We start from the raw sequence: 19,204 nt of genomic DNA, 5'->3' as shown, positions 1-19,204 counted from the left end.
GCGCCGCGCCGCCCTTTCACCCCTCCGTTTCGAGACACTCCATGCATCTGCACGACCCCGCCCACGCCTTCGTCCCCTACCCCGACGTGCCGGTGAAGACCGCCGCGACCGGCCCGCTGTCGGACCTGCGCTTCGCCGCGAAAGACCTGTTCGACGTGGCCGGCTACCCGACCGGCGGCGGCAGCCCCTTCCTGCTGGCGATGTCGGGCATCAAGACGCAGACCGCGCCCGCGGTGCAGGCGCTGCTCGACGCCGGCGCGCACTTCGTCGGCAAGACCGTGACCGACGAGCTGGCCTTCTCGATGACCGGCAACAACGCCCACTTCGGCGCGCCGATCAACGGCGCCGCGAAAGACCGCATCACCGGCGGCTCGTCGTCGGGCTCGGCGTCGGCCGTGTCCTCGGGCCTGTGCGACTTCGCGCTGGGCAGCGACACCGGCGGCTCGGTGCGCGCACCGGCCAACCACTGCAACCTGTACGGCCTGCGCCCGACCCACGGCCGCATCAGCCTGGAACGCGTGCTCGACCTGGCGCCCAGCCTCGACACCTGCGGCTGGTTCGCGCGCGACATCGGCACCTTCGCGCGCGTGGCCGACGTGCTGCTGGGCGCCGACGCCAAGCCGCTGCCTGCGAAGCCGCGATTGCTGTGGCCACAGGACATCTGGGCGATGCTGAGCGCGCCGGTGACGCAGGCGCTGGCGGCACCGGCCGAGCGCATCCAGTCGGTGCTGGGCCAGGCGGCACCGGTCGAACAGATCGCGCTCGAGTCATGGGATGCGATGTACTGGAACTTCCGCTACATCCAGGGCCGCGAATCGTGGCTCACCGACGGCCCGATGATCGAGCGCTTCGCACCGCCGCTGGGCCCCGGCGTGGCCGAGCGATTCGCGTGGTCGCGCGAGGTGACCGACGCGCAGGTCAACACCGCGCGCGCCTTCCGCATCGCCTTCCGCGAGAAGCTCGCCGCGCTGCTCGGCGACGACGGCGTGCTGCTGATGCCGACCATGCCCGACATCGCGCCACTGCGCAGCGCAGCCGACAACACGCTTGAGGACTACCGCAACGATTCGATCCGCATGCTGTGCGTGGCGGGGTTGAGCGGCTTCCCGCAGCTCTCGATGCCGCTCGCACAGCGCGACGGCGCGCCGCTGGGCATTTCGCTGCTCGGCCCGGCCGGCAGCGACCGCGGTCTGGTCGCGCTGGCCGAACGGATCGCCGCCTAGCGCCTCTCGGCAGGGCGGCGCTGGGGCGCCGTCCCCGGAAAACCCCCATGAGGCGTACGGCCACAAGTGGCTAGGATCGCCGCAGCCCGCTCCGTGCTGCTTTCGCGCTCCTTCCCGATGTCTTCCCCCCCCGAGTCCGGCCCCACGCTGGACGCCGCCAGCCCTCTTCCCACCGAGCTCCCCGCTGCCGACGAACCGGCCAAGGTCCCCCTCGCCATCGAGGACTGGGCCACGGTGGTCATCATGGGCCTGCTGGCCTGCATCACCTTCGCCAATGTGCTGGTGCGCTACTTCACCGACTCGTCCTTCGCCTGGACCGAGGAGTTCTCGGTCTTCCTGATGATCCTGCTGGCCATGGTCGCCGGCTCGGCCGCGGTGGCGCGCGACCGGCACATCCGCATCGAGTACTTCTCCGAAAGCGGCTCCATGGCGCGGCAGAAGCGCCTGTCGCAGTTCGGCGCGGTGCTGGTGGCGGCCCTGTTCTTTCTGATCGCCGGGCTCAGCGTGCGCATGGTCTGGGACGACTACCGCTTCGACGAAACCTCGCCGGGCATCGGCGTGCCGGCCTGGTGGTATTCGATCTGGCTGCCGATCGTGTCGACCGCCATCGCGCTGCGAGCCATCGGGCTCTTCGTCCGCCGTGGTCGGCGTGACGACCGGGGCGCCGAATGATCGCGACGCTGCTGTTCGTCGCCTTCGTGGTGCTGATGCTGGTCGGCGTGCCGATCGGCGCGGCGCTGGGCCTGGCCGGTGCGGCCTGCATCGCGCTGGCCAATGCCGATGCGCAATGGTTCGGCTTGCTGGCCGTGCCGCAGAACTTCTATGCGGGCCTGGGCAAGTACCCGCTGCTGGCCATCCCGATGTTCGTGCTGGTCGGCTCGATCTTCGACCGCTCCGGCGTCGCGCTACGGCTCGTGAACTTCGCGGTGGCGATGGTGGGCCGCGGGCCGGGCATGCTGCCGATGGTCGCCATCCTGGTGGCGATGTTCCTCGGCGGCATCTCGGGGTCGGGCCCGGCGAACGCGGCCGCGGTGGGCGCCGTGATGATCGCGGCGATGTCGCGCGCCGGCTACCCGCCCGCCTTCTCGGCCAGCGTGGTCGGCGCGGCGGCGGCGACGGACATCCTGATTCCGCCCTCGGTCGCGTTCATCGTGTACTCCGTGCTGGTGCCCGGCGCGTCGGTGCCGGCCCTGTTCGCCGCCGGCATGATCCCAGGCATCCTGGCCGGGCTGGCGCTCATCATCCCGGCGGTGTGGATGGCGCGCAGGCACAAGATGGGCGCGCTCGAGGCCAGCATGCCGCGACCCGCGTTCTGGAAGAGCTTCCGTGAAGCCACCTGGGGCCTGGCCGCGCCGGTGTTGATCCTCGGCGGCATGCGCGCGGGCTGGTTCACGCCGACCGAGGCTGCGGTGGTCGCGGTGTTCTACGGGCTCTTCGTCGGCATGGTGATCTACCGGACGATCAAGGTGCGCGACCTGTTCGTCATCCTGCGCGAGGCGGGCGAGCTGTCGGCGGTGATCCTGCTGGTGGTGTCGCTCGCAGGCATCTTTGCGTACTCGCTCTCGACGCTCGGCGTGATCGACCCGGTGGCCAAGGCCATCACCAACTCGGGGCTGGGCGAATACGGTGTGCTGGGGCTGTTGATCGTCATGCTCATCACGGTGGGCATGTTCCTCGACGGCGTGTCGATCTTCCTGATCTTCGTGCCGCTGCTCTGGCCCATCGTGCAGTTCTACAAGTGGGATCCGGTGTGGTTCGGCGTCATCCTCACGCTGAAGGTGGCGCTAGGGCAGTTCACGCCGCCGCTGGCCGTCAACCTCATGGTGTCGTGCCGCATCGCCAACGTGCGCATGGAAGAGACCGTGCGCTGGGTCGGCTGGATGCTGTTCGCGATGTTCCTGGTGATGGTCGCCGTCATCGCGTGGCCGCAACTCGCACTGTGGCTGCCGGCCCGCCTGGGCTACTGATTCGCTTTCGTTCACAACAAGGAGACAAGGTCATGAAATTCCGTCGCACTCTGCTCGGCCTCGCGCTGGCAGCCACCGCCCTCGGCTTCACCACCGGCGCGATGGCGCAGGCCGCCTACAAACCCGAATACAAGATGTCCCTGGTGCTCGGCCCGCCGACGCCGTGGGGCCAGGCCGGGAAGATCTGGGCCGATCTCGTGAAGGAGCGCACCCAGGGCCGCATCAACATCAAGCTGTACCCCGGCGTGTCGCTCATCCAGGGCGACCAGACACGCGAGTTCAGTGCGCTGCGCCAGGGCGTGATCGACATGGCCGTGGGCTCGACCATCAACTGGTCGCCGCAGGTCAAGCAGCTCAACCTGTTCTCCATGCCCTTCTTGATGCCCGACTACGCCGCCATCGATGCGCTCACGCAAGGCGAAGTCGGCAAGGAACTGTTCAGCGTGATCGACAAGGCCGGCGTCGTGCCGCTGGCCTGGGGCGAGAACGGCTACCGCGAGCTCACCAATTCGAAGCGCGCCATCAAGTCGCCCGACGACTTGAAGGGCATGAAGATCCGCGTGGTCGGCTCGCCGCTCTTCGCCGACCTCTTCACGGCGCTGGGCGCCAACCCGACGCAGATGAGCTGGGCCGATGCGCAGCCCGCGCTCGCCAGCGGCGCGGTCGACGGCCAGGAAAACCCGCTCTTCCTCTTCACCGTGCTGAAGATGCAGAACGTCGGCCAGAAGTTCGTGACCACCTGGGGCTACGTCGCCGATCCGCTGATCTTCGTGGTCAACAAGGAGATCTGGGCCTCGTGGACGCCGGCCGACCAGGCCATCGTGAAGCAGGCCGCCATCGACGCCGGCAAGCAGGAGATTGCCATCGCACGCAAGGGCCTGGTCGAAGCCGACAAGCCCGTGCTCAAGGACATCGCCGGCATGGGCGTGACCGTGACGCAGCTGTCGCCGGCCGAACGCGAGGCCTTCGTGAAGGCAACGCGCCCGGTTTACGCGAAGTGGAAGCCGACCATCGGCAATGCGCTGGTGGAGAAGGCCGAGAAGGCGATCGCGGCGCGCAAGCAGCCCTGATCTACAGCAGGTGCTCGCCGCTGGCCTCCGGCTGGTAGGCGATGGCGGCGATCTGCAGCTGCCCGCCCGTGCCGTCGGGCGCCACCCAGTTCGCCACGTCGCCGACGCGCAGCCCGAGCAGCGCGGTGCCGACTGGCGACAGGACCGAGATGCAGCCGGTGGCCGGGTCGGCATCCGACGGGTAGCTCAGCGTCAACGTGCGCCGCTGGCGCTCGCCCGCAGGCTCGACGACCTGCACGCGCGAGCGCATCGTGACGACGTCGCCGCCGATCTCGCTGGGCGCGACGAGTTCGGCGTTGTCGAGCACGTTCTGGATGGCACTGGCCGGCAGGCCGTCGGCGTACTTGGCGAGCCGAGCGTGGTCGAGTTCGGTGAGGGTACGGGTGGCGAGCACCGCGATGGAATCGGGGGTCATGAAGAATCGCTCCTGAAAAAGACGAGCGCCGGGACAGCAGGTGCCCGGTGATCCAGTGGCGCGATGAAAAGGAGGGAAGGGATCGCCGGGCTCAGGAGCGTGCAGCAGCACGTCGGCCCGGCATGCGGCGAAGCTCCGCGCGCTGGCGCACCGCAGACCGGCTTGCGAGAAGCCGCTCCGCGAGAACGCAGGCATGGGAGGACGCGAAGGAGCGCATGCCACCATGGTAGGCCGGGATGGCGCCGGCGGCACGCATACACCTGCGGGCCATGCGGGTTCGCCAAAAATAAAGCCCCGCGGTGCGGGGCTTTGTCGTTCGTGGCGCAGTCTTCAGTGCTGCAGGATCTTGTTGAGGAAATCCTTGGTGCGCGGCTGGCGGTTTTCAGGGTGGCTGAAGAACTCGTCCTTCGGGCAGTCTTCCAGGATGCGGCCGCCGACGTCGATGAAGATCACGCGGCTCGCGACCTTGCGGGCGAAGGCCATCTCGTGCGTCACGACCATCATGGTCATGCCTTCCTTGGCCAGGGCCACCATCACATCGAGCACTTCGCCGACCATCTCGGGGTCGAGGGCCGAGGTGGGCTCGTCGAACAGCATGACGATCGGGTCCATGCTCAGCGCGCGGGCGATGGCCACGCGCTGCTGCTGGCCGCCGGACAGCTGGCCGGGGAACTTGTCCTTGTGCGCCATCAGGCCCACGCGGTCGAGCATCTTCAGGCCGCGGGTCTTCGCCTCGTCGGCGCTGCGGCCGAGCACCTTGATCTGCGCGATCGTGAGGTTCTCGGTCACCGACAGGTGCGGGAACAGCTCGAAGTGCTGGAACACCATGCCGACCTTGGAGCGCAGCTTGGGCAGGTCGGTCTTGGGGTCGTGCAGCGGAATGCCGTTGACCGTGATCTCGCCTTTCTGGAAGGGCTCGAGTGCGTTCACCGTCTTGATGAGCGTCGACTTGCCCGAGCCCGAGGGGCCGCAGACCACGACGACGTCGCCCTTCTTGATGCTCACCGAACAATCGTTGAGCACCTGGACCGGGCCATACCACTTGGAAACGTTCTTGATTTCAATCATTTCAATCTCTCCTCAACGGATGATGGCGATCTTCTTGTGCAGGCGCTTCACGAAGTAGGACAGCGTGTAGCACATCACGAAATAGACGACGGCGGCCAGCAGGTAGGCCTCGATCGGACGGCCGTAGTTCTTGCCGGCGGTCTCCAGGCCCTTCAGCAGGTCGTAGGCGCCGATGGCGTAGACCAGCGAGGTGTCCTGGAACAGGATGATGGTCTGCGTGAGCAACACCGGCAGCATGTTGCGAAAGGCCTGCGGCAGGATGATCAGCTTCATGTTCTGGCCGTAGGTCATGCCCACCGCCATGCCCGCGGAGACCTGACCGCGCGGGATGGACTGGATGCCCGCCCGCATGATCTCGCTGAAGTAGGCCGCCTCGAAGGCGATGAAGGTAATCACCGCCGAGCCCTCGGCGCCGATCGGACGGCCGATGACGAAGGGCACCAGCAGGAAGAAGCCCAGGATCACCATCACCAGCGGGATGCTGCGCATGCCGTTGACGTAGATGGCCGCAGGCGCGTCGAGCCACTTCTTGCCCGACAGCCGCATCAGCGCCAGGATCGTGCCGAAGACGATGCCGCCGATCGTCGCGACGACCGTCAGGATGACGCTGAAGTACAGCCCGTTCAAGACGAACTTGCTGATGACGTCCCAGTTGTAGAACGATAGGTCGAGACCGGTCATGTCAGTGTCCCCCGCCGCTGGCCGAGACGATGAAGCCCGGCACGCGCGTCTTCTTCTCGATGAACGCCATCACGCGGTTGATCGCAAAAGCAGAAATGATGTACAGCCCCGTCACAGCGAGGAACATCTCGATGGGCCGAGACGTTTCTTCGCTCGACTGGATGAAGAACATCGTGAGTTCGCTCACCGACACGGCGAACGCGACCGACGAGTTCTTGAAGATGTTCATGGTCTCGCTGGTGAGCGGCGGAATGATGATCCGGTAGGCCATCGGCAGGATCACGTAGCGGTAGTACTGGAAGGTGGTGAAGCCCACCGCCATGCCCGCGTAGCGCTGGCCCTTGGGCAGCGCCTGGATGCCTGAGCGCACCTGCTCGGCGATCCGCGCCGAGGTGAAGAAGCCCAGCGCCAGCACCACCAGCACGAAGCTCGGCACGCCCTTCATCACGGGAACCAGCGCCGGGATGACGTGGTACCAGAGAAAGATCTGCACCAGCAGCGGAATGTTGCGGAACAGCTCGACCCAGGCGTTACCCAGGCGCACCAGCCAGGGGCTGTCGGGCAGCGTGCGGATGATGCCGATCAGCGAGCCGAGCACCAGCGCCACGATCAGCGCGAGCATCGCCACCGACAGCGTCCAGCCCCAGGCCGAAAGCATCCATTGCCAATAGGTCGGGAACTTCCCGCCCGGGTCTTGCATGAAGACCTGCCAATCCCAATTCGATCCCATCGGGTTTCTCCTTCTCGTCGACTGTTGTTATGCGTGCCGGGTCGTTCGCGAAAACAAACGCCCGCCGAAAGTGGCGGGCGTTGGCGTACTGACCGGCGTCGAATTACTTCTTGGCCGCGTAGTCTTCCATCGGCTTGTCGTTCGGGTTCGCCCAAGCGTTCTTGGTAGCGTCCGACAGCGCCAGACCGATCTTCACGTTAGCCGGCGGGATCGGTTGCAGGAACCACTTGTCCCACAGCTTGTTCAGCTCGCCCGACTTGATCTGCGCCTTGATGCTGTCGTCGACCGCCTTCTTGAAGGCCGGGTCGTCCTTGCGGATCATGATGGCGATCGGCTCGACGCTCAACACTTCGCCGACGATCTTGTAGTCGGCGGGGGCCTTGGACTTGGCGATGTTCGAGGCCAGGATGGAACCGTCCATCACGAAGGCGTCGGCGCGGCCCGATTCGAGCAGCAGGAAGCTGTCGGAGTGGTCCTTGCCGTACAGCTCCTTGAAGTCGATGCCGCCGGCGCGTTCGTTCTTGCGCAGCGTCTGCACGGACGTGGTGCCGGTGGTGGTGGCGACGGTCTTGCCGTTCAGGTCCTTGATGCCGTTGATGCCCGAGTTGGCTTTCACCGCGATGCGCACTTCTTCCACGTAGGTCGTGACAGCGAAGGCCACGTCCTTCTGGCGGGTCGCGTTGTTGGTGGTCGAGCCGCATTCGATGTCGACGGTGCCGTTCTGCACCAGCGGAATGCGGTTCTGCGAGGTCACCGGCTGGTATTTGGTCTCGAGCTTCTTGCCCGCGACCTTTTCCAGGTCCTTGATGATGTTGGCGCAGATGTCGTAGTGGAAGCCCGTGTACTGGCCATTGCCCAGCGTGTACGACAGACCCGACGATTCGCGAACGCCTTCGGTGATGACGCCCGAGGCCTTGATCTTGGCCAGGGTGTCGTTGGCTTGCGCGAATGCGCCGCCGGCGGCGAGCGCCAGGATCGACAGTGCCAGTACTTGCTTCTTCATACGGAAAACTCCTGAGTTGACTGAGAGGGACATAACGAAATTTTAGGCACACACGTCGCAGGCAGCACCCGTGCCAACCCGGTGCATCGCGCACCACGCAGCGGATTCTCCCTTGGAAAACACCCGCTCCACGCTGGTGCGCCGCGTCGGACTTTCGTCATTCGAGGGAGAGTAAGCAGCCTTTGTGCCCGGCGCCATCGAAACCGATGCCGTATGCGTTGGTTCTCATGCGCGGACGTCATACCGCGAGCGCGTGATTTACTTCACGTTGGGCTGCGTCTCGACCAGATAGGCCCACAACGCGTCGACCGAGCGCTTGCTCTGCGCCGCGTCACTGCTCGCCTTGGTGCCACGGCTGGCGCCCTTCGCCGGCGTGGCGACCGGCGCCATCGGGCGCTCGCGGTACGCGCGGATCTCCATCGTGGCCTCGAGGCTGTCGATCTCGGGCGGCAGCGCGCTCACCAGCCGGCGCGCCTTCACCTCCTTGCGCACGGCGCTTTGCGGCAGAAAGGCGATGCCGTGCCCTTCGAGCGCCATGGCCTTGAGGCTCTCCGACATGTCGGTCTCGTAGACGCGATCGAGGTGGATGGCCGTTTCCGAATCCTTGATGAGCTGGTCGACCACGCCACTCAGGTAAGCGCCCGGCGCGTACCCCAGGTACGGCAGCGGCTGGCCGGGGCGCCCGGGCAGCCGGTAGCGCGGCGCGCCCTCGGCGTCGGGCTTGACCCACGGCGCCACCACCTCGTGGCCCAGCAACACCATCTCGTAGCGGTTGGTGTCCAGCTGCAGCGGCTGCGATGGGTGCTGGTAGGCGATCAGCACGTCGCAGCTGCCCTCGACCAGGCGGTGCACCGCGTCGTGCACATTGAGCGCGATGAGCCGGCTCTTGAGCGGGCCAAAGTGCTCGCGCAGCGTGGTCGCCCAGGCCGGAAAGAAGGTGAAGGCCAGCGTGTGCGGCACCGCGAACTCGATCACGTCGTGCGCCGCCGCCGAGTGGCCGCGCAGCATGGCGCGCGTGCTCTGCAGGCCCTGCAGCATCTCGATGGCCTGGCTGTAGAGCGTCTGCCCTGCCGACGTCAGGCGCGTCGGGTAGGACGAGCGGTCGACCAGGTCGGTGCCGGCCCAGCCTTCGAGCGCCTGGATGCGACGCGAGAAGGCCGGCTGCGTGACGTGGCGCAACTGCGCGGAGCGGCTGAAGCTGCGGGTCTCAGCGAGGCTGACGAAGTCTTCGAGCCACTTGGTTTCCATGGGCGGGGATTATGGGACCGGCGAGACCAGGCCGCGCCCCGAAAAATGCCCCTCGGCATTGGCGAGGAAGCGGTTCACCGATGCGGTGACGGCCTCCGGCGACCAGCCCGCGACGTGGGGCGTCAGCACGATGTTGTCCAGGCCCACCAGCGGTTCGGGGCGGTGCGGCTCGCTCTCGTACACGTCGAGGCCAGCGCCGCCCAGGCGCTTGTCGCGCAGCGCCTCGCCCAGCGCCTCGGTGTCGACCACGCTGCCGCGCGCGATGTTGACGAGCACGCCGCGCGGGCCGAGCGCGTCCAGCACACCACGGTCGACCAGGTGCTTCGTGCCCGCGCCGCCCGGCGTCGCCACGACCAGGAAGTCGGCCCAGGTCGCGAGGTCGATCAGGCGGTCGAAGTAGCGGTGCGCCACGCCCTCCTTTGGGCCCCGGTTGTGGTAACCGATGTCCATGTCGAAGCCGCCGGCGCGCTTGGCGATCTTCTGGCCGATGGTGCCGAGCCCGACGATGCCGAGCCTGCGGCCCGACACGTTCGGCGGGAACGGGATCACGTCGCGCCAAACGCCGTCGCGGCACTGTCGGTCGAGCTTCACGATGCCGCGCACCGCGGCGATGAGCAGACCAAAGGCATGGTCGGCCACGCAGTCGTCGTTGGTGCCCGCACCGTTGGCCACTGCGATGCCGCGGGCACGCGCCGCCGCCAGCGCGACGTTCTCGTAGCCCGCGCCCATGGCGCAGATCAGCTCGAGCCGGGGCATGGCGTCGATCTCCTCGGCCGTCACGCCCGTGCCGCCGTTGGTCAGCACGACCCGGAAGACCGCGCCCTTGCGCGCGACGGCCGCGGCGCGGCTCGCCGGCTCGATGGCGTAGGTCACGTCGTAATGTTCGCGCAACAGTGCGAGGTGCTCGTCGGTCTGCAGGTTGAGCACCAGCAGGGGAATCTTCCCGGTCATTCGAATCGCTCCTGAATCGGTTCTGAAAAATGCATGTGCGGTGGCCCGCGTTAAAGCGCCGGCGCCGCCTCGATCTGCTGCAGGGTCCACATCTGGGCATAGCGCCCCTGCCGCTCGAGCAGTGCCGCGTGCGTGCCACGCTCCACGATCACGCCGCCCTCCATCACGAGGATCTCGTGCGCGTCGATCACGGTCGAGAGCCGGTGCGCGATCAACAGCGTGGTCTTGTTGCGCGCCGCGCTCTTGAGTTCGGACTGGATGGCGCGCTCGTTGGCGGAGTCGAGCGCCGAGGTGGCCTCGTCGAAGATGACGATCGGCGGGTCCTTCAGCAGCGTGCGCGCGATCGCCACCCGCTGCTTCTCGCCGCCCGACAGCTTCAGCCCGCGTTCACCCACCGTGGTGGCGTAGCCCTTGGGCGTGGCGGCGATGAAGTCGTGGATGCGGGCCGCCTTCGCCGCGCCTTCTACTTCCTCGCGCGTGGCGTTCGGTCGGCCGTAGGCGATGTTGTATTCGACGGTGTCGTTGAACAGCACCGTGTCCTGCGGCACGATGCCGATGGCCTGGCGCACGCTGGCCTGCGTCACGGCGCGGATGTCCTCGCCGCCGATGGTGATGCGGCCGTCCTGCACGTCGTAGAAGCGGTACATCAGGCGCGCCAGCGTCGACTTGCCGGAGCCTGATGGCCCGACCACCGCCACCGTCTTGCCGGCCGGGATCTCGAAGCTCACCTGCTTCAGGATCGGCCGCGCGGCCTCGTAGGCGAAGCTCACGTCCTCGAAGCGCACAGCGCCCTCGGCATGGGCCAGCGGCTGCGCGCCGGGCGCATCGCGCACCTCGCGCTCCTTCTCCATCAACACGAACATCTTGTCGAGGTCGGTCAGGCTCTGCTTGATCTCGCGATAGATGACGCCGAGGAAGTTCAGCGGGATGTAGAGCTGGATCATGAAGGCGTTGACCATCACCAGGTCGCCCAGCGTCATGCGGCCTTCGACCACGCCCGCCGTCGCGCGCCACAGCATGAGCACCAGGCTCACCGCGATCAGCAGCTGCTGGCCGGTGTTGAGCAGGGACAGCGTGCGCTGGCTCTTGATGGCGGCCTTGCGGTAGCGGTCGAGGCTGGCGTCGTAGCGGCCGGCCTCGAACTCCTCGTTGTTGAAGTACTTGACCGTCTCGTAGTTCAGCAACGAATCGACCGCGCGGCTCTGCGCCACCGAATCGAGCTCGTTCATGGTCTTGCGGAACTGGGTGCGCCACTCGGTCACCGTCACGGTGAACGTGATGTAGAGCACCAGCGCGGCGCCGGTGATCCAGACGAAGAGCGCGTCGAACTTCACGCCCAAAATAGTCAGCACCAGCACCAGCTCGACGATGGTCGGCACGATGCTGTAGAGCGACATCGAGATCAGCGAATGCACGCCGCGCGTACCGCGCTCGATGTCGCGCGTCATGCCGCCGGTCTGGCGCTCCAGGTGGAAGCGCAGGCTCAGCGCGTGCAGGTGGCGGAACACCTCCAACGAAATGCGCCGCGCCGCGCCCTCCGTGGCCTTGGCGAACACCAGCTCGCGCAGCTCGTTGAAGAGCGAGGTCGACAGGCGCAGCAGGCCGTAGGCCACCAGCAGGCCGATCGGCACGATGAGCAACGCCTGGGCCACGTCGGGCTTCGGCGTCATGGTGTCGACCAGGTTCTTCAGCAGCACCGGCACGCCCACGTTGGCGACCTTGGCGCCGATCATGAAGGTCAGGGCGGCCAGCACGCGCCACTTGTAGTCCCACAGGTAAGGGAAGAGCCGGCGTAGCGTGGCCCAGTCGGACCGGTCGCTGCGCGCGGGGGCGCCGCCGGGCGCATGGTGGGGGGAGGAAAGGGCTTCGCCGCTGCGGCGCATGGGAGACAATCGTGGCTGTTGTTGCCTTCGATTGTGCCCATGTCCGATTCTCCGAGTGCCAACGCGGCCGCCGTCCTCAAGAGCCTGCCCATCGACATGGAGCTGGTGCTCAAGGTCATCCCGATGCCCGCCGACTGCAACGCCAACGGCGACATCTTCGGCGGCTGGGTGATGGCCCAGTGCGACCTGGCCGGCTCGGTGATTCCGGCGCGCTACACCCGGGGCCGCATGGCGACCGTGGCGGTGAACGAGTTCATCTTCAAGCAGCCGGTGCGCATCGGCGACATCCTGTCCTTCTATTCGAAGCTGGAGCGTCTGGGCCGCACCTCGGTCACGGTGACGGTCGAAGTCTTTGCCGAGCGCTTCCAGGCGCAGGGCGAGTACATCAAGGTGACCCAGGCCACCTTCACTTACGTCGCCATCGACGACAGCGGCCGGCCGCGCGCCATCGAGACGGCGCGCTGAAACCGTGCGCCCGCGGCCTTATTTCGGCATGCGGGTGGCCTTGTCGAGATAGTCGTTCGTGAACAACGTCGCCGGGTCGTAGGCCTTCTCGATGCCGATCATGTCCTTCACGAGTTCGTAGTCCGACTTGACGCGCGCGCCATCGAAGGCGCCGAGCGCGACCTGCGTGGTCGTGTCGTCGCGCATCAGTTGCTTGATGCGCTCCCACTGATCGCGCTGGTTGTCGGGGCTCAGCCCACTGACGCTGGCGGACAGTGCATCCAGACAGGGGGCGAAGTCCTTGACGCAGGCCGAATACGCACGCTGCGTCACCGCCGCGAACTTCTTCACGCGCTCCGGGTTGGCCTTGAGATAGGCGCCGTTCACCACGATCGAGTTGCCGTAGACGTTGACGCCGACGCTGCGCCAGGCCACGAAGCCGAGGTCGGCACCGAACTCCTTCACCTTCAGGTCGTGCTCGTTGTAGAAGTCGCTGATGATGTCGACCGCCTTGCTCTTGAGCGCGCCGACCTTCGCCTGCGGGCTCAGATTGACGAAGTTGACCCCAGCCGGGTCGATGCCCGTCTTCTTCGCGAAGGCCGGCCACATGAGTCGGGCGGCATCGCCCGGCGGGTTGCCGATCTTGCGGCCGGCGAAATCCTTGGGCCCGCCGATGCCCGACGACTTCAGCCAGTAGAAGCCCTGCGGGCTGTTGGCGTAGATGACCATGATCGCCTTCAGGTCGGCCCCCTTGCCGACGGCCTGGATCGCGGTCGGCAGGTCGGCAATGCCGAGGTTGGCGCCACCCGACCCCACCCGCTGCGACGACAGGGCCGAGCCTTTGCCCGCCTCGATGTTCAAGTCGATGCCCGCCTCGGTGTACCAGCCCTTGGCCTTGGCGAAGTAGATGGGCGCGTGGTCGGCGGTGGGCGTCCAGTTGAGCATCAGGTTCATCGCATCGGCGGCCGATGCGGCACTGCCGGCGACGGCGAGCCCGACGGCGCACAGGAGAGGACGAAGGACGGAAGGCACGCGTGTACGCATGGGATCGCTCCAGAATGAGAGGGATGAACCGGGACTAGAATTCATATTACCAACTGTTTGGTTGACTCGCAACCGACACGACTCCGACCATTTGAAGAGGCTCCGCACGCCATGGCTTCCAGGCCCCTACCTGCTGCGCGCAAGAAGGCTGCGGCGGTCGCGCCCGCCCGGCGCGACGCCGCTGCCACCCGCGAGGCGCTGATTACCGCCGCGGTGGCGGAGTTCTCGCGCAACGGCTTCGCCGGCGCCCGGGTCGACGAGATCGCCCGCAGCGCCGGCGTCAACAAGCAACTGGTCTACCACTACTTCGAGAACAAGCAGGGGCTCTATCTGGTTGCGCTGGAGTCCGTGTACGCGGCTATCCGGGAGAAGGAGCAACGCCTGTCGCTCGGCGAGCTCGAGCCGGTGGAGGCCATGACACAGCTGATCGGCTTCTCCTTCGACTACCTGGCGGAACACCCGGAGTTCATCGCGCTGCTGACCGACGAGAACCGCCACCAGGGCAGCCATATCCTCGAATCCGAACGGCTGCAGCAGATGCACTCGCCCTTCATCGAGATGCTCGAGGCGACGCTCGAGCGCGGTGCCGCACAAGGCGTCTTTCGACGCGACTTCGACGCGATCAACGTCTACATCTCGATCGCCGGCATCTCGTACTTCTTCTTCTCGAACAACCACACGCTCTCGGCGATCTTCGGCAAGTCGCTGGGCCTGCGCGGTGCGCTTGCCCAGCGCCGCCGACATGTCATCGCGTTCGCACTGAACGCCTTGCGGCCCGGCTGATGCCGCGCCGGAGGGCGCCTGCACCGGTCATTTATCAACCATCTGGTTGACTGGTCGCCCGGCGACTTCTATGATTTCGCAACGACGGCTCACCAGGAAAGTTTCGACATGACGGTTCTCGATACCGGTGCCACGGCACCGGGCCTGCCGCTCCCCGCGGTCGAGCGGGCCGCCTGGCAGCGCTGGGCCGCAGTGGTCGCGGTGCATCTGGTCGCCGTGGGTCTCTGGGAAGCCGCGGTCCGCGTCTTCGCGATCCAGACCTTCATCCTGCCGGCGCCCTCGCGCGTGCTGGCCACGCTGTCCAACGACAACTACAAGTGGCTCGCCAACACCGGCGTGACCGCGCTCGAGATCTTCGGGGGTTATGCGCTGGCACTGGTGCTCGGCATTCTGTGCGCGCTGCTCTTCATCACCAGCCGCCGGCTGATGCTTCTGGCCTTCCCGCTGCTGGTCACGCTCAACATGATCCCGAAGGTGGCGATGGGGCCGCTGGTCATCGTGTGGTTCAGCTACGGCATCGGGCCGAATATCCTGATCACCTTCAGCCTGTGTTTCTTCCCCATCCTGCTGACCACCATCCGCGGGCTGAACGAGACCGAGCCCGACCTGCTGAATTTGGTGCGCGCGCTCAAGGGCTCGCGCTGGCAGCTGTTCCGCTACATCCAGCTGCCGGGGTCGCTGCCCTATGTGTTTTCGGGCATGAAGGTCGCCACCATCCTGGCCGTGGCCGGTGCGGTGGTGGGTGAGTTCATCGCCTCCGACAAGGGGCTCGGCTATCTGATGATCCAGGTGCAGGCTTCGCTCGACACGCCCGCCGTCTTCATGGCGGTGCTGATCATCACGGCGCTGGGTGTGCTGCTCTACCTGCTCGTCCTGCTGCTCGAGCGCCTCTTCATCACCCAGGACGCCCGCATCCAATGACCGCCCCCTACCGCCCCCGCACGCTCGACGTGCATGCCTTCCCGACCCACTTCGAGACCGAAGAAGCGCTCGAGGACTTTCTGGCCCTGCCCTCGCGCGAACTGGTCGACGACCTGGCGCGTCTGGACGGCGACCTGATGATTCTCGGCGTCGGCGGCAAGATGGGGCCGACGCTGGCCCGCCTGGCGCGCAACGCGATGCCGCCCGATCGCCGCGTGATCGCCGTGGCGCGTTTCAGCGAAGCAGGCGTGCGCGAATCGCTGCATGCCCACGGCATTGAGACCCTCGTCTGCGACCTGCTCGACCCCGCTGCCGTCGCCGCGCTGCCCAAGTGCGCCAACGTGGTCTTCATGGCCGGGCGCAAGTTCGGCGCCGACGCGAACAATCCGCTGACCTGGGCGATGAACGTTCATGTGCCGGCGCTGGTCGCGCAGGCCTTCAGTGCGTCGCGCATCGTCGCCTTCTCGACGGCCTGCGTGTACCCCTTCGTGCCGGTCACCGGTCAGGGTGCCGCGGAAGACCTGCCGCCCAGCCCGCCCGGCGAATACGCCAATTCGTGCGTCGGGCGCGAGCGCATGTTCGAGTACTTCTCGCAGCAGCACGGCACACCGGGGCGCCTGTTCCGGCTGAGCTACGCCATCGACCTGCGCTACGGCGTGCTGGCCGACGTGGCCGTCAAGGTGTGGCGCGGGGAGCCGGTGGACGTCACGATGGGCCATGTCAACGTGATCTGGCAGGGCGACGCCAACGCGCAGGCACTGCGCTGCCTGGCCGTGGCCACGGTGCCGACCTCGCCGCTCAACGTGAGCGGCCCCGAGACCACCTCGATCCGCTGGCTGGCCGAGGAGTTCGGCCGCCGCTTCGGCAAGCCGGTGCAGATCACCGGCGCCGAAGCCTCCACCGCCTGGCTCATGAACACCGGCGAAGCCGAACGCCTCTTCGGTTACCCGCAGGTACCGCTCTCGCGGCTGATCGGCTGGGTGGCCGACTGGATCGCGCGCGAGCAGCGGCTCTATGGCAAGCCGACCAAGTTCGAATCGCGCGATGGCAAGTATTGAAGCGGGCCTTCCCGTGGCCTGCAACGTGGAGGTGTTGAGCGCACTGGATGCGGACACCGCCGACATGCTGGGCGCGCTGGTCACGCAGAGCGGCTGGAACCAGACCGCCGAAGACTGGGCCCTGTTCGCCACGCTCGGCACGCTCCACGTGGTGCGCGACGCCGGCGGCCGCCTCGTCGCCAGCGGCGCGGTGCTGCCGATGGGCGAGACCGCCGCCTGGATCAGCATGATCCTGGTCGATCCCGCGGTGCGCGGGCACGGCGTGGGCCGCGCCGTCTTCGCGCAGTGCCTGCAGCAGGTGCAGCGCACCGGGCGCTGTGCGCTGCTCGACGCCACGCCCGCCGGCGAGCGGCTCTACACACAGTACGGCTTCACGCCACTGTGGCGCCTGACGCGCTGGCAGCGCGGCGTCCAGGCGGTTGCGATCCCCGTCGAGCACTCGGCGCGCGGCAAGCTCGACCTGCTCGCCGCGCTGGACGCCGAGGCGCTCGGCTTCGCACGCGCCGAGGTGCTGAAGCACCTGGCCGATCGCCCAGGCTCCCGCATGGTTCGCCAGGTGCAAGGCTTCGCGGCCGTGCGCGCAGGGCGCATCGCCCGCCACATCGGGCCGTTGATCGCGACGGACGAGACGGGCGCGGCGGCGTTGCTGGCCAACATCGCCCGCAGCGAGCCCGGCCCGCTGTTCATCGATGTCCCCGACGATCGCCCGCTGCTGCGCGCACAACTCGTCGCCGACGGCTTCGTGCCCCAGCGCGGCTTCGTGCGCATGGCGCTCGGCGAGCCGGTGCCACGCGGGCAGACCGCCTTCATCCACGCCATCGCCGGCCCCGAGTACGGCTGAGCGCCCCCTTTTTCCTGGAGTTTCGATGGCCCTGCAACGATCCGACCTTCCCGCCGACGTGCTGGCGCTGCTGGCGCAGGGCACGGTGATCCCCGCGCATCCGCTGGCGCTCGACGCCGACCGGCAGCTCGACCGCCGCCGCCAGCGCGCGCTGACGCGCTACTACGTCGATGCCGGCGCAGGCGGTCTGGCGGTCGGCGTGCACACCACGCAGTTCGCAATCCGCGAACGCGGCCTGTACGAAACGGTGTTGCGCGCCGCCGCCGAAGACCGCGCCGCCTGGACCTCGCGACCGATGGCGATGATCGCCGGCCTCTGCGGCCCGACCGCGCAGGCGCGCGCCGAGGCGCAGACCGCCGTCGGGCTGGGCTACCACGCAGGGCTGCTGAGCCTCGCGGCCGTGGCCTCGGCGTCGGAGGACGAACTCATCGCGCATTGCGAGGCCGTGGCGCAGGAGATTCCGCTGATCGGCTTCTACCTGCAGACGGTGGTCGGCGGGCCGGTGCTGTCGAGCGACTTCTGGCGCCGCTTCGCGCTGATCCCGAATGCGCTGGCGATCAAGGTCGCCCCTTTCAACCGCTACCGCACCATCGACGTGGTGCGCGGCGTGGTCGACGCGCGGGCGGAAGAGCGCGTGTTTCTCTACACCGGCAACGACGACCACATCGTGCTCGACCTCGCCCTGCCCTTCGCCGCGATGCGCGACGGCGCACAGGTCGACGTGCGCTTCCGTGGCGGGTTGCTGGGCCACTGGTCGGTGTGGACGTCGAAGGCCGTGCAGCAGCTGACACAGATCAAGGCCGCGCTCGCAGCCGACGGCGGCGCGCTGAGCCCGGCGCTGCTGGCGCTCGACGCACGCGTGACCGACTGCAACGCGGCCTTCTTCGACGTGAAGAACAACTTCCACGGTTGCATCGCCGGCTGTCATGAGGTGCTGCGGCGCCAGGGCCTGCTCGACGGCATCTGGTGCCTGGACCCGGAGGAAGGGCTCGGGCGCGGCCAGGCCGAGGAGATCGACCGGGTCTACCGGGCCCACGGCGACCTGGGCGACGACGCCTTCGTGCGCGAGAACCTGTCGCGGTGGCTCGCATGACCGATCCGTTGATCCGGATGCAGCAGCTGCGCAAGGTCTATCGCAAGAAGGTCGGCAGCAAGACGGAGGAATTTCTGGCCGTCTCCGACGTGTCGATGGACATCCACGACGGTGACATGGTGTCGCTGGTCGGCCCGTCGGGCTGCGGCAAGTCGACGCTGCTGAAGATTCTGGCCGGCCTGCACGGGCATGACGGCGGCACGCTGCAGATCGGCGGCGGCCGGGCCTTCGAGGCCGGGCGCGACATCGGCATGGTGTTCCAGCAGCCGGTGCTGCTCAAGTGGCGCACCATCCTGGACAACGTGCTGCTGCCGGCCGACATCCTCGGCCTCGACCGCAAGGCCGCCAAGGCGCGCGCGCACGAACTGCTCGAGATGGTCGGCCTGACCGGCTTCGCTGACAAGCTGCCCTACGAGCTGTCGGGCGGCATGCAGCAGCGCGCGGCCATCGCGCGGGCCTTGATCCATGACCCCAAGCTGGTGTTGATGGACGAGCCCTTCGGTGCGCTCGATGCCCTCACGCGCGAGAAGATGAACCTCGAGATGCTGCGCATCTGGGAAGAGACGCGCAAGACGTTCGTGGTGGTCACGCACAGCATCCAGGAAGCGGTGTTTCTCGGCACGCACTGCGCGGTGCTGACCGCGGGGCCGGCGCGCATGGCGGATTTCTTCGCCATCGACCTGCCGGCCCCGCGGCGTCTGCACCTCAAGACGAGCCCAGAGTTCGGCGGCTACGTGCGGCGCGTGTACGACCTGCTGGGCGTGGAATAGCGACGGCCGAA

General features: G+C 67.3%; 20 protein-coding genes. 11 read left to right on the top strand and 9 right to left on the bottom strand.

Going from position 1 to position 19,204, the window contains the following annotated elements; genetic code table 11:
- The first annotated feature begins 41 nt into the window (after nt 1–41).
- The 4 genes from ACSFA0_RS04465 (at nt 42) to ACSFA0_RS04450 (ending at nt 4,260) form a co-directional block, all read left to right on the top strand.
- The gene (locus ACSFA0_RS04465; RefSeq protein WP_435449020.1) at nt 42–1,223 is read left to right on the top strand and encodes an amidase; all 1,182 of its coding nucleotides are present in this window, start codon (nt 42–44) and stop codon (nt 1,221–1,223) included.
- A gap of 117 nt (nt 1,224–1,340) precedes the next feature.
- On the top strand, nt 1,341–1,895 hold the full coding sequence (locus tag ACSFA0_RS04460; protein ID WP_435449019.1) for a TRAP transporter small permease: 555 nt from the start codon (nt 1,341–1,343) through the stop codon (nt 1,893–1,895).
- Nucleotides 1,892–3,190, top strand: coding sequence for a TRAP transporter large permease (locus tag ACSFA0_RS04455; RefSeq protein ID WP_435449018.1), 1,299 nt, complete (start codon nt 1,892–1,894; stop codon nt 3,188–3,190). Before ACSFA0_RS04460 ends, ACSFA0_RS04455 begins: the two co-directional genes overlap by 4 nt.
- A 32-nt stretch (nt 3,191–3,222) precedes the next feature.
- Nucleotides 3,223–4,260, top strand: coding sequence for a DctP family TRAP transporter solute-binding subunit (locus tag ACSFA0_RS04450; RefSeq protein WP_435449017.1), 1,038 nt, complete (start codon nt 3,223–3,225; stop codon nt 4,258–4,260).
- Between the two features lies 1 nt (nt 4,261).
- Here ACSFA0_RS04450 and ACSFA0_RS04445 read toward each other — a convergent pair whose 3' ends face one another.
- From ACSFA0_RS04445 to ACSFA0_RS04410, 8 genes are all read right to left on the bottom strand, one after another.
- Nucleotides 4,262–4,675 carry a GreA/GreB family elongation factor gene (locus ACSFA0_RS04445; RefSeq protein WP_435449016.1) on the bottom strand — a complete coding sequence of 138 codons (414 nt, stop codon included), beginning with the start codon at nt 4,673–4,675 and terminating at the stop codon, nt 4,262–4,264.
- 330 nt (nt 4,676–5,005) lie between these two features.
- A complete protein-coding gene (locus tag ACSFA0_RS04440; RefSeq protein ID WP_435449015.1) occupies nt 5,006–5,743 on the bottom strand; it encodes an amino acid ABC transporter ATP-binding protein in 738 nt (245 codons plus the stop codon).
- A 12-nt stretch (nt 5,744–5,755) separates the two neighbouring features.
- Nucleotides 5,756–6,424: an amino acid ABC transporter permease gene (locus ACSFA0_RS04435; protein WP_435449014.1), complete on the bottom strand. Its 669-nt coding sequence runs from the start codon at nt 6,422–6,424 to the stop codon at nt 5,756–5,758.
- A 1-nt stretch (nt 6,425) separates the two neighbouring features.
- Nucleotides 6,426–7,154 carry an amino acid ABC transporter permease gene (locus ACSFA0_RS04430; RefSeq protein ID WP_435449013.1) on the bottom strand — a complete coding sequence of 243 codons (729 nt, stop codon included), beginning with the start codon at nt 7,152–7,154 and terminating at the stop codon, nt 6,426–6,428.
- Between the two features lie 103 nt (nt 7,155–7,257).
- On the bottom strand, nt 7,258–8,157 hold the full coding sequence (locus tag ACSFA0_RS04425; RefSeq protein WP_435449012.1) for an amino acid ABC transporter substrate-binding protein: 900 nt from the start codon (nt 8,155–8,157) through the stop codon (nt 7,258–7,260).
- Between the two features lie 258 nt (nt 8,158–8,415).
- A complete protein-coding gene (locus ACSFA0_RS04420) occupies nt 8,416–9,405 on the bottom strand; it encodes a LysR substrate-binding domain-containing protein (RefSeq protein ID WP_435449011.1) in 990 nt (329 codons plus the stop codon).
- A 9-nt stretch (nt 9,406–9,414) separates the two neighbouring features.
- The gene (locus ACSFA0_RS04415; RefSeq protein WP_435449010.1) at nt 9,415–10,356 is read right to left on the bottom strand and encodes a 2-hydroxyacid dehydrogenase; all 942 of its coding nucleotides are present in this window, start codon (nt 10,354–10,356) and stop codon (nt 9,415–9,417) included.
- A 50-nt stretch (nt 10,357–10,406) separates the two neighbouring features.
- Nucleotides 10,407–12,239, bottom strand: coding sequence for an ABCB family ABC transporter ATP-binding protein/permease (locus tag ACSFA0_RS04410; protein ID WP_435449009.1), 1,833 nt, complete (start codon nt 12,237–12,239; stop codon nt 10,407–10,409).
- Between the two features lie 39 nt (nt 12,240–12,278).
- On the opposite strand from ACSFA0_RS04410, the gene ACSFA0_RS04405 reads away from it, so the two are divergent.
- The gene (locus tag ACSFA0_RS04405) at nt 12,279–12,704 is read left to right on the top strand and encodes an acyl-CoA thioesterase (RefSeq protein WP_435449008.1); all 426 of its coding nucleotides are present in this window, start codon (nt 12,279–12,281) and stop codon (nt 12,702–12,704) included.
- 18 nt (nt 12,705–12,722) lie between these two features.
- Here ACSFA0_RS04405 and ACSFA0_RS04400 read toward each other — a convergent pair whose 3' ends face one another.
- Nucleotides 12,723–13,727, bottom strand: coding sequence for an ABC transporter substrate-binding protein (locus ACSFA0_RS04400; protein ID WP_435449007.1), 1,005 nt, complete (start codon nt 13,725–13,727; stop codon nt 12,723–12,725).
- Between the two features lie 111 nt (nt 13,728–13,838).
- On the opposite strand from ACSFA0_RS04400, the gene ACSFA0_RS04395 reads away from it, so the two are divergent.
- The 6 genes from ACSFA0_RS04395 (at nt 13,839) to ACSFA0_RS04370 (ending at nt 19,193) form a co-directional block, all read left to right on the top strand.
- Nucleotides 13,839–14,510 carry a TetR/AcrR family transcriptional regulator gene (locus ACSFA0_RS04395; RefSeq protein WP_435449006.1) on the top strand — a complete coding sequence of 224 codons (672 nt, stop codon included), beginning with the start codon at nt 13,839–13,841 and terminating at the stop codon, nt 14,508–14,510.
- A gap of 108 nt (nt 14,511–14,618) precedes the next feature.
- The gene (locus ACSFA0_RS04390; RefSeq protein WP_435449005.1) at nt 14,619–15,431 is read left to right on the top strand and encodes an ABC transporter permease; all 813 of its coding nucleotides are present in this window, start codon (nt 14,619–14,621) and stop codon (nt 15,429–15,431) included.
- Complete coding sequence (locus ACSFA0_RS04385; protein ID WP_435449004.1) at nt 15,428–16,489, top strand: NAD-dependent epimerase/dehydratase family protein; 1,062 nt, start codon at nt 15,428–15,430, stop codon at nt 16,487–16,489. The genes ACSFA0_RS04390 and ACSFA0_RS04385 overlap by 4 nt, the downstream gene beginning before the upstream one ends.
- A complete protein-coding gene (locus tag ACSFA0_RS04380; protein WP_435449003.1) occupies nt 16,476–17,330 on the top strand; it encodes a GNAT family N-acetyltransferase in 855 nt (284 codons plus the stop codon). The genes ACSFA0_RS04385 and ACSFA0_RS04380 overlap by 14 nt, the downstream gene beginning before the upstream one ends.
- Before the next feature lie 25 nt (nt 17,331–17,355).
- The gene (locus ACSFA0_RS04375; RefSeq protein ID WP_435449002.1) at nt 17,356–18,423 is read left to right on the top strand and encodes a dihydrodipicolinate synthase family protein; all 1,068 of its coding nucleotides are present in this window, start codon (nt 17,356–17,358) and stop codon (nt 18,421–18,423) included.
- Nucleotides 18,420–19,193, top strand: coding sequence for an ABC transporter ATP-binding protein (locus ACSFA0_RS04370; RefSeq protein WP_435449001.1), 774 nt, complete (start codon nt 18,420–18,422; stop codon nt 19,191–19,193). The genes ACSFA0_RS04375 and ACSFA0_RS04370 overlap by 4 nt, the downstream gene beginning before the upstream one ends.
- Nucleotides 19,194–19,204: the final 11 nt, after the last annotated feature.

This window comes from Variovorax restrictus (assembly GCF_051216715.1).
In the GTDB taxonomy this organism is placed as follows: Bacteria; Pseudomonadota; Gammaproteobacteria; order Burkholderiales; family Burkholderiaceae_C; genus Variovorax.
Note: the sequence above shows the minus strand (reverse complement) of the source record. Positions and strands in the feature narration are given on the sequence as shown.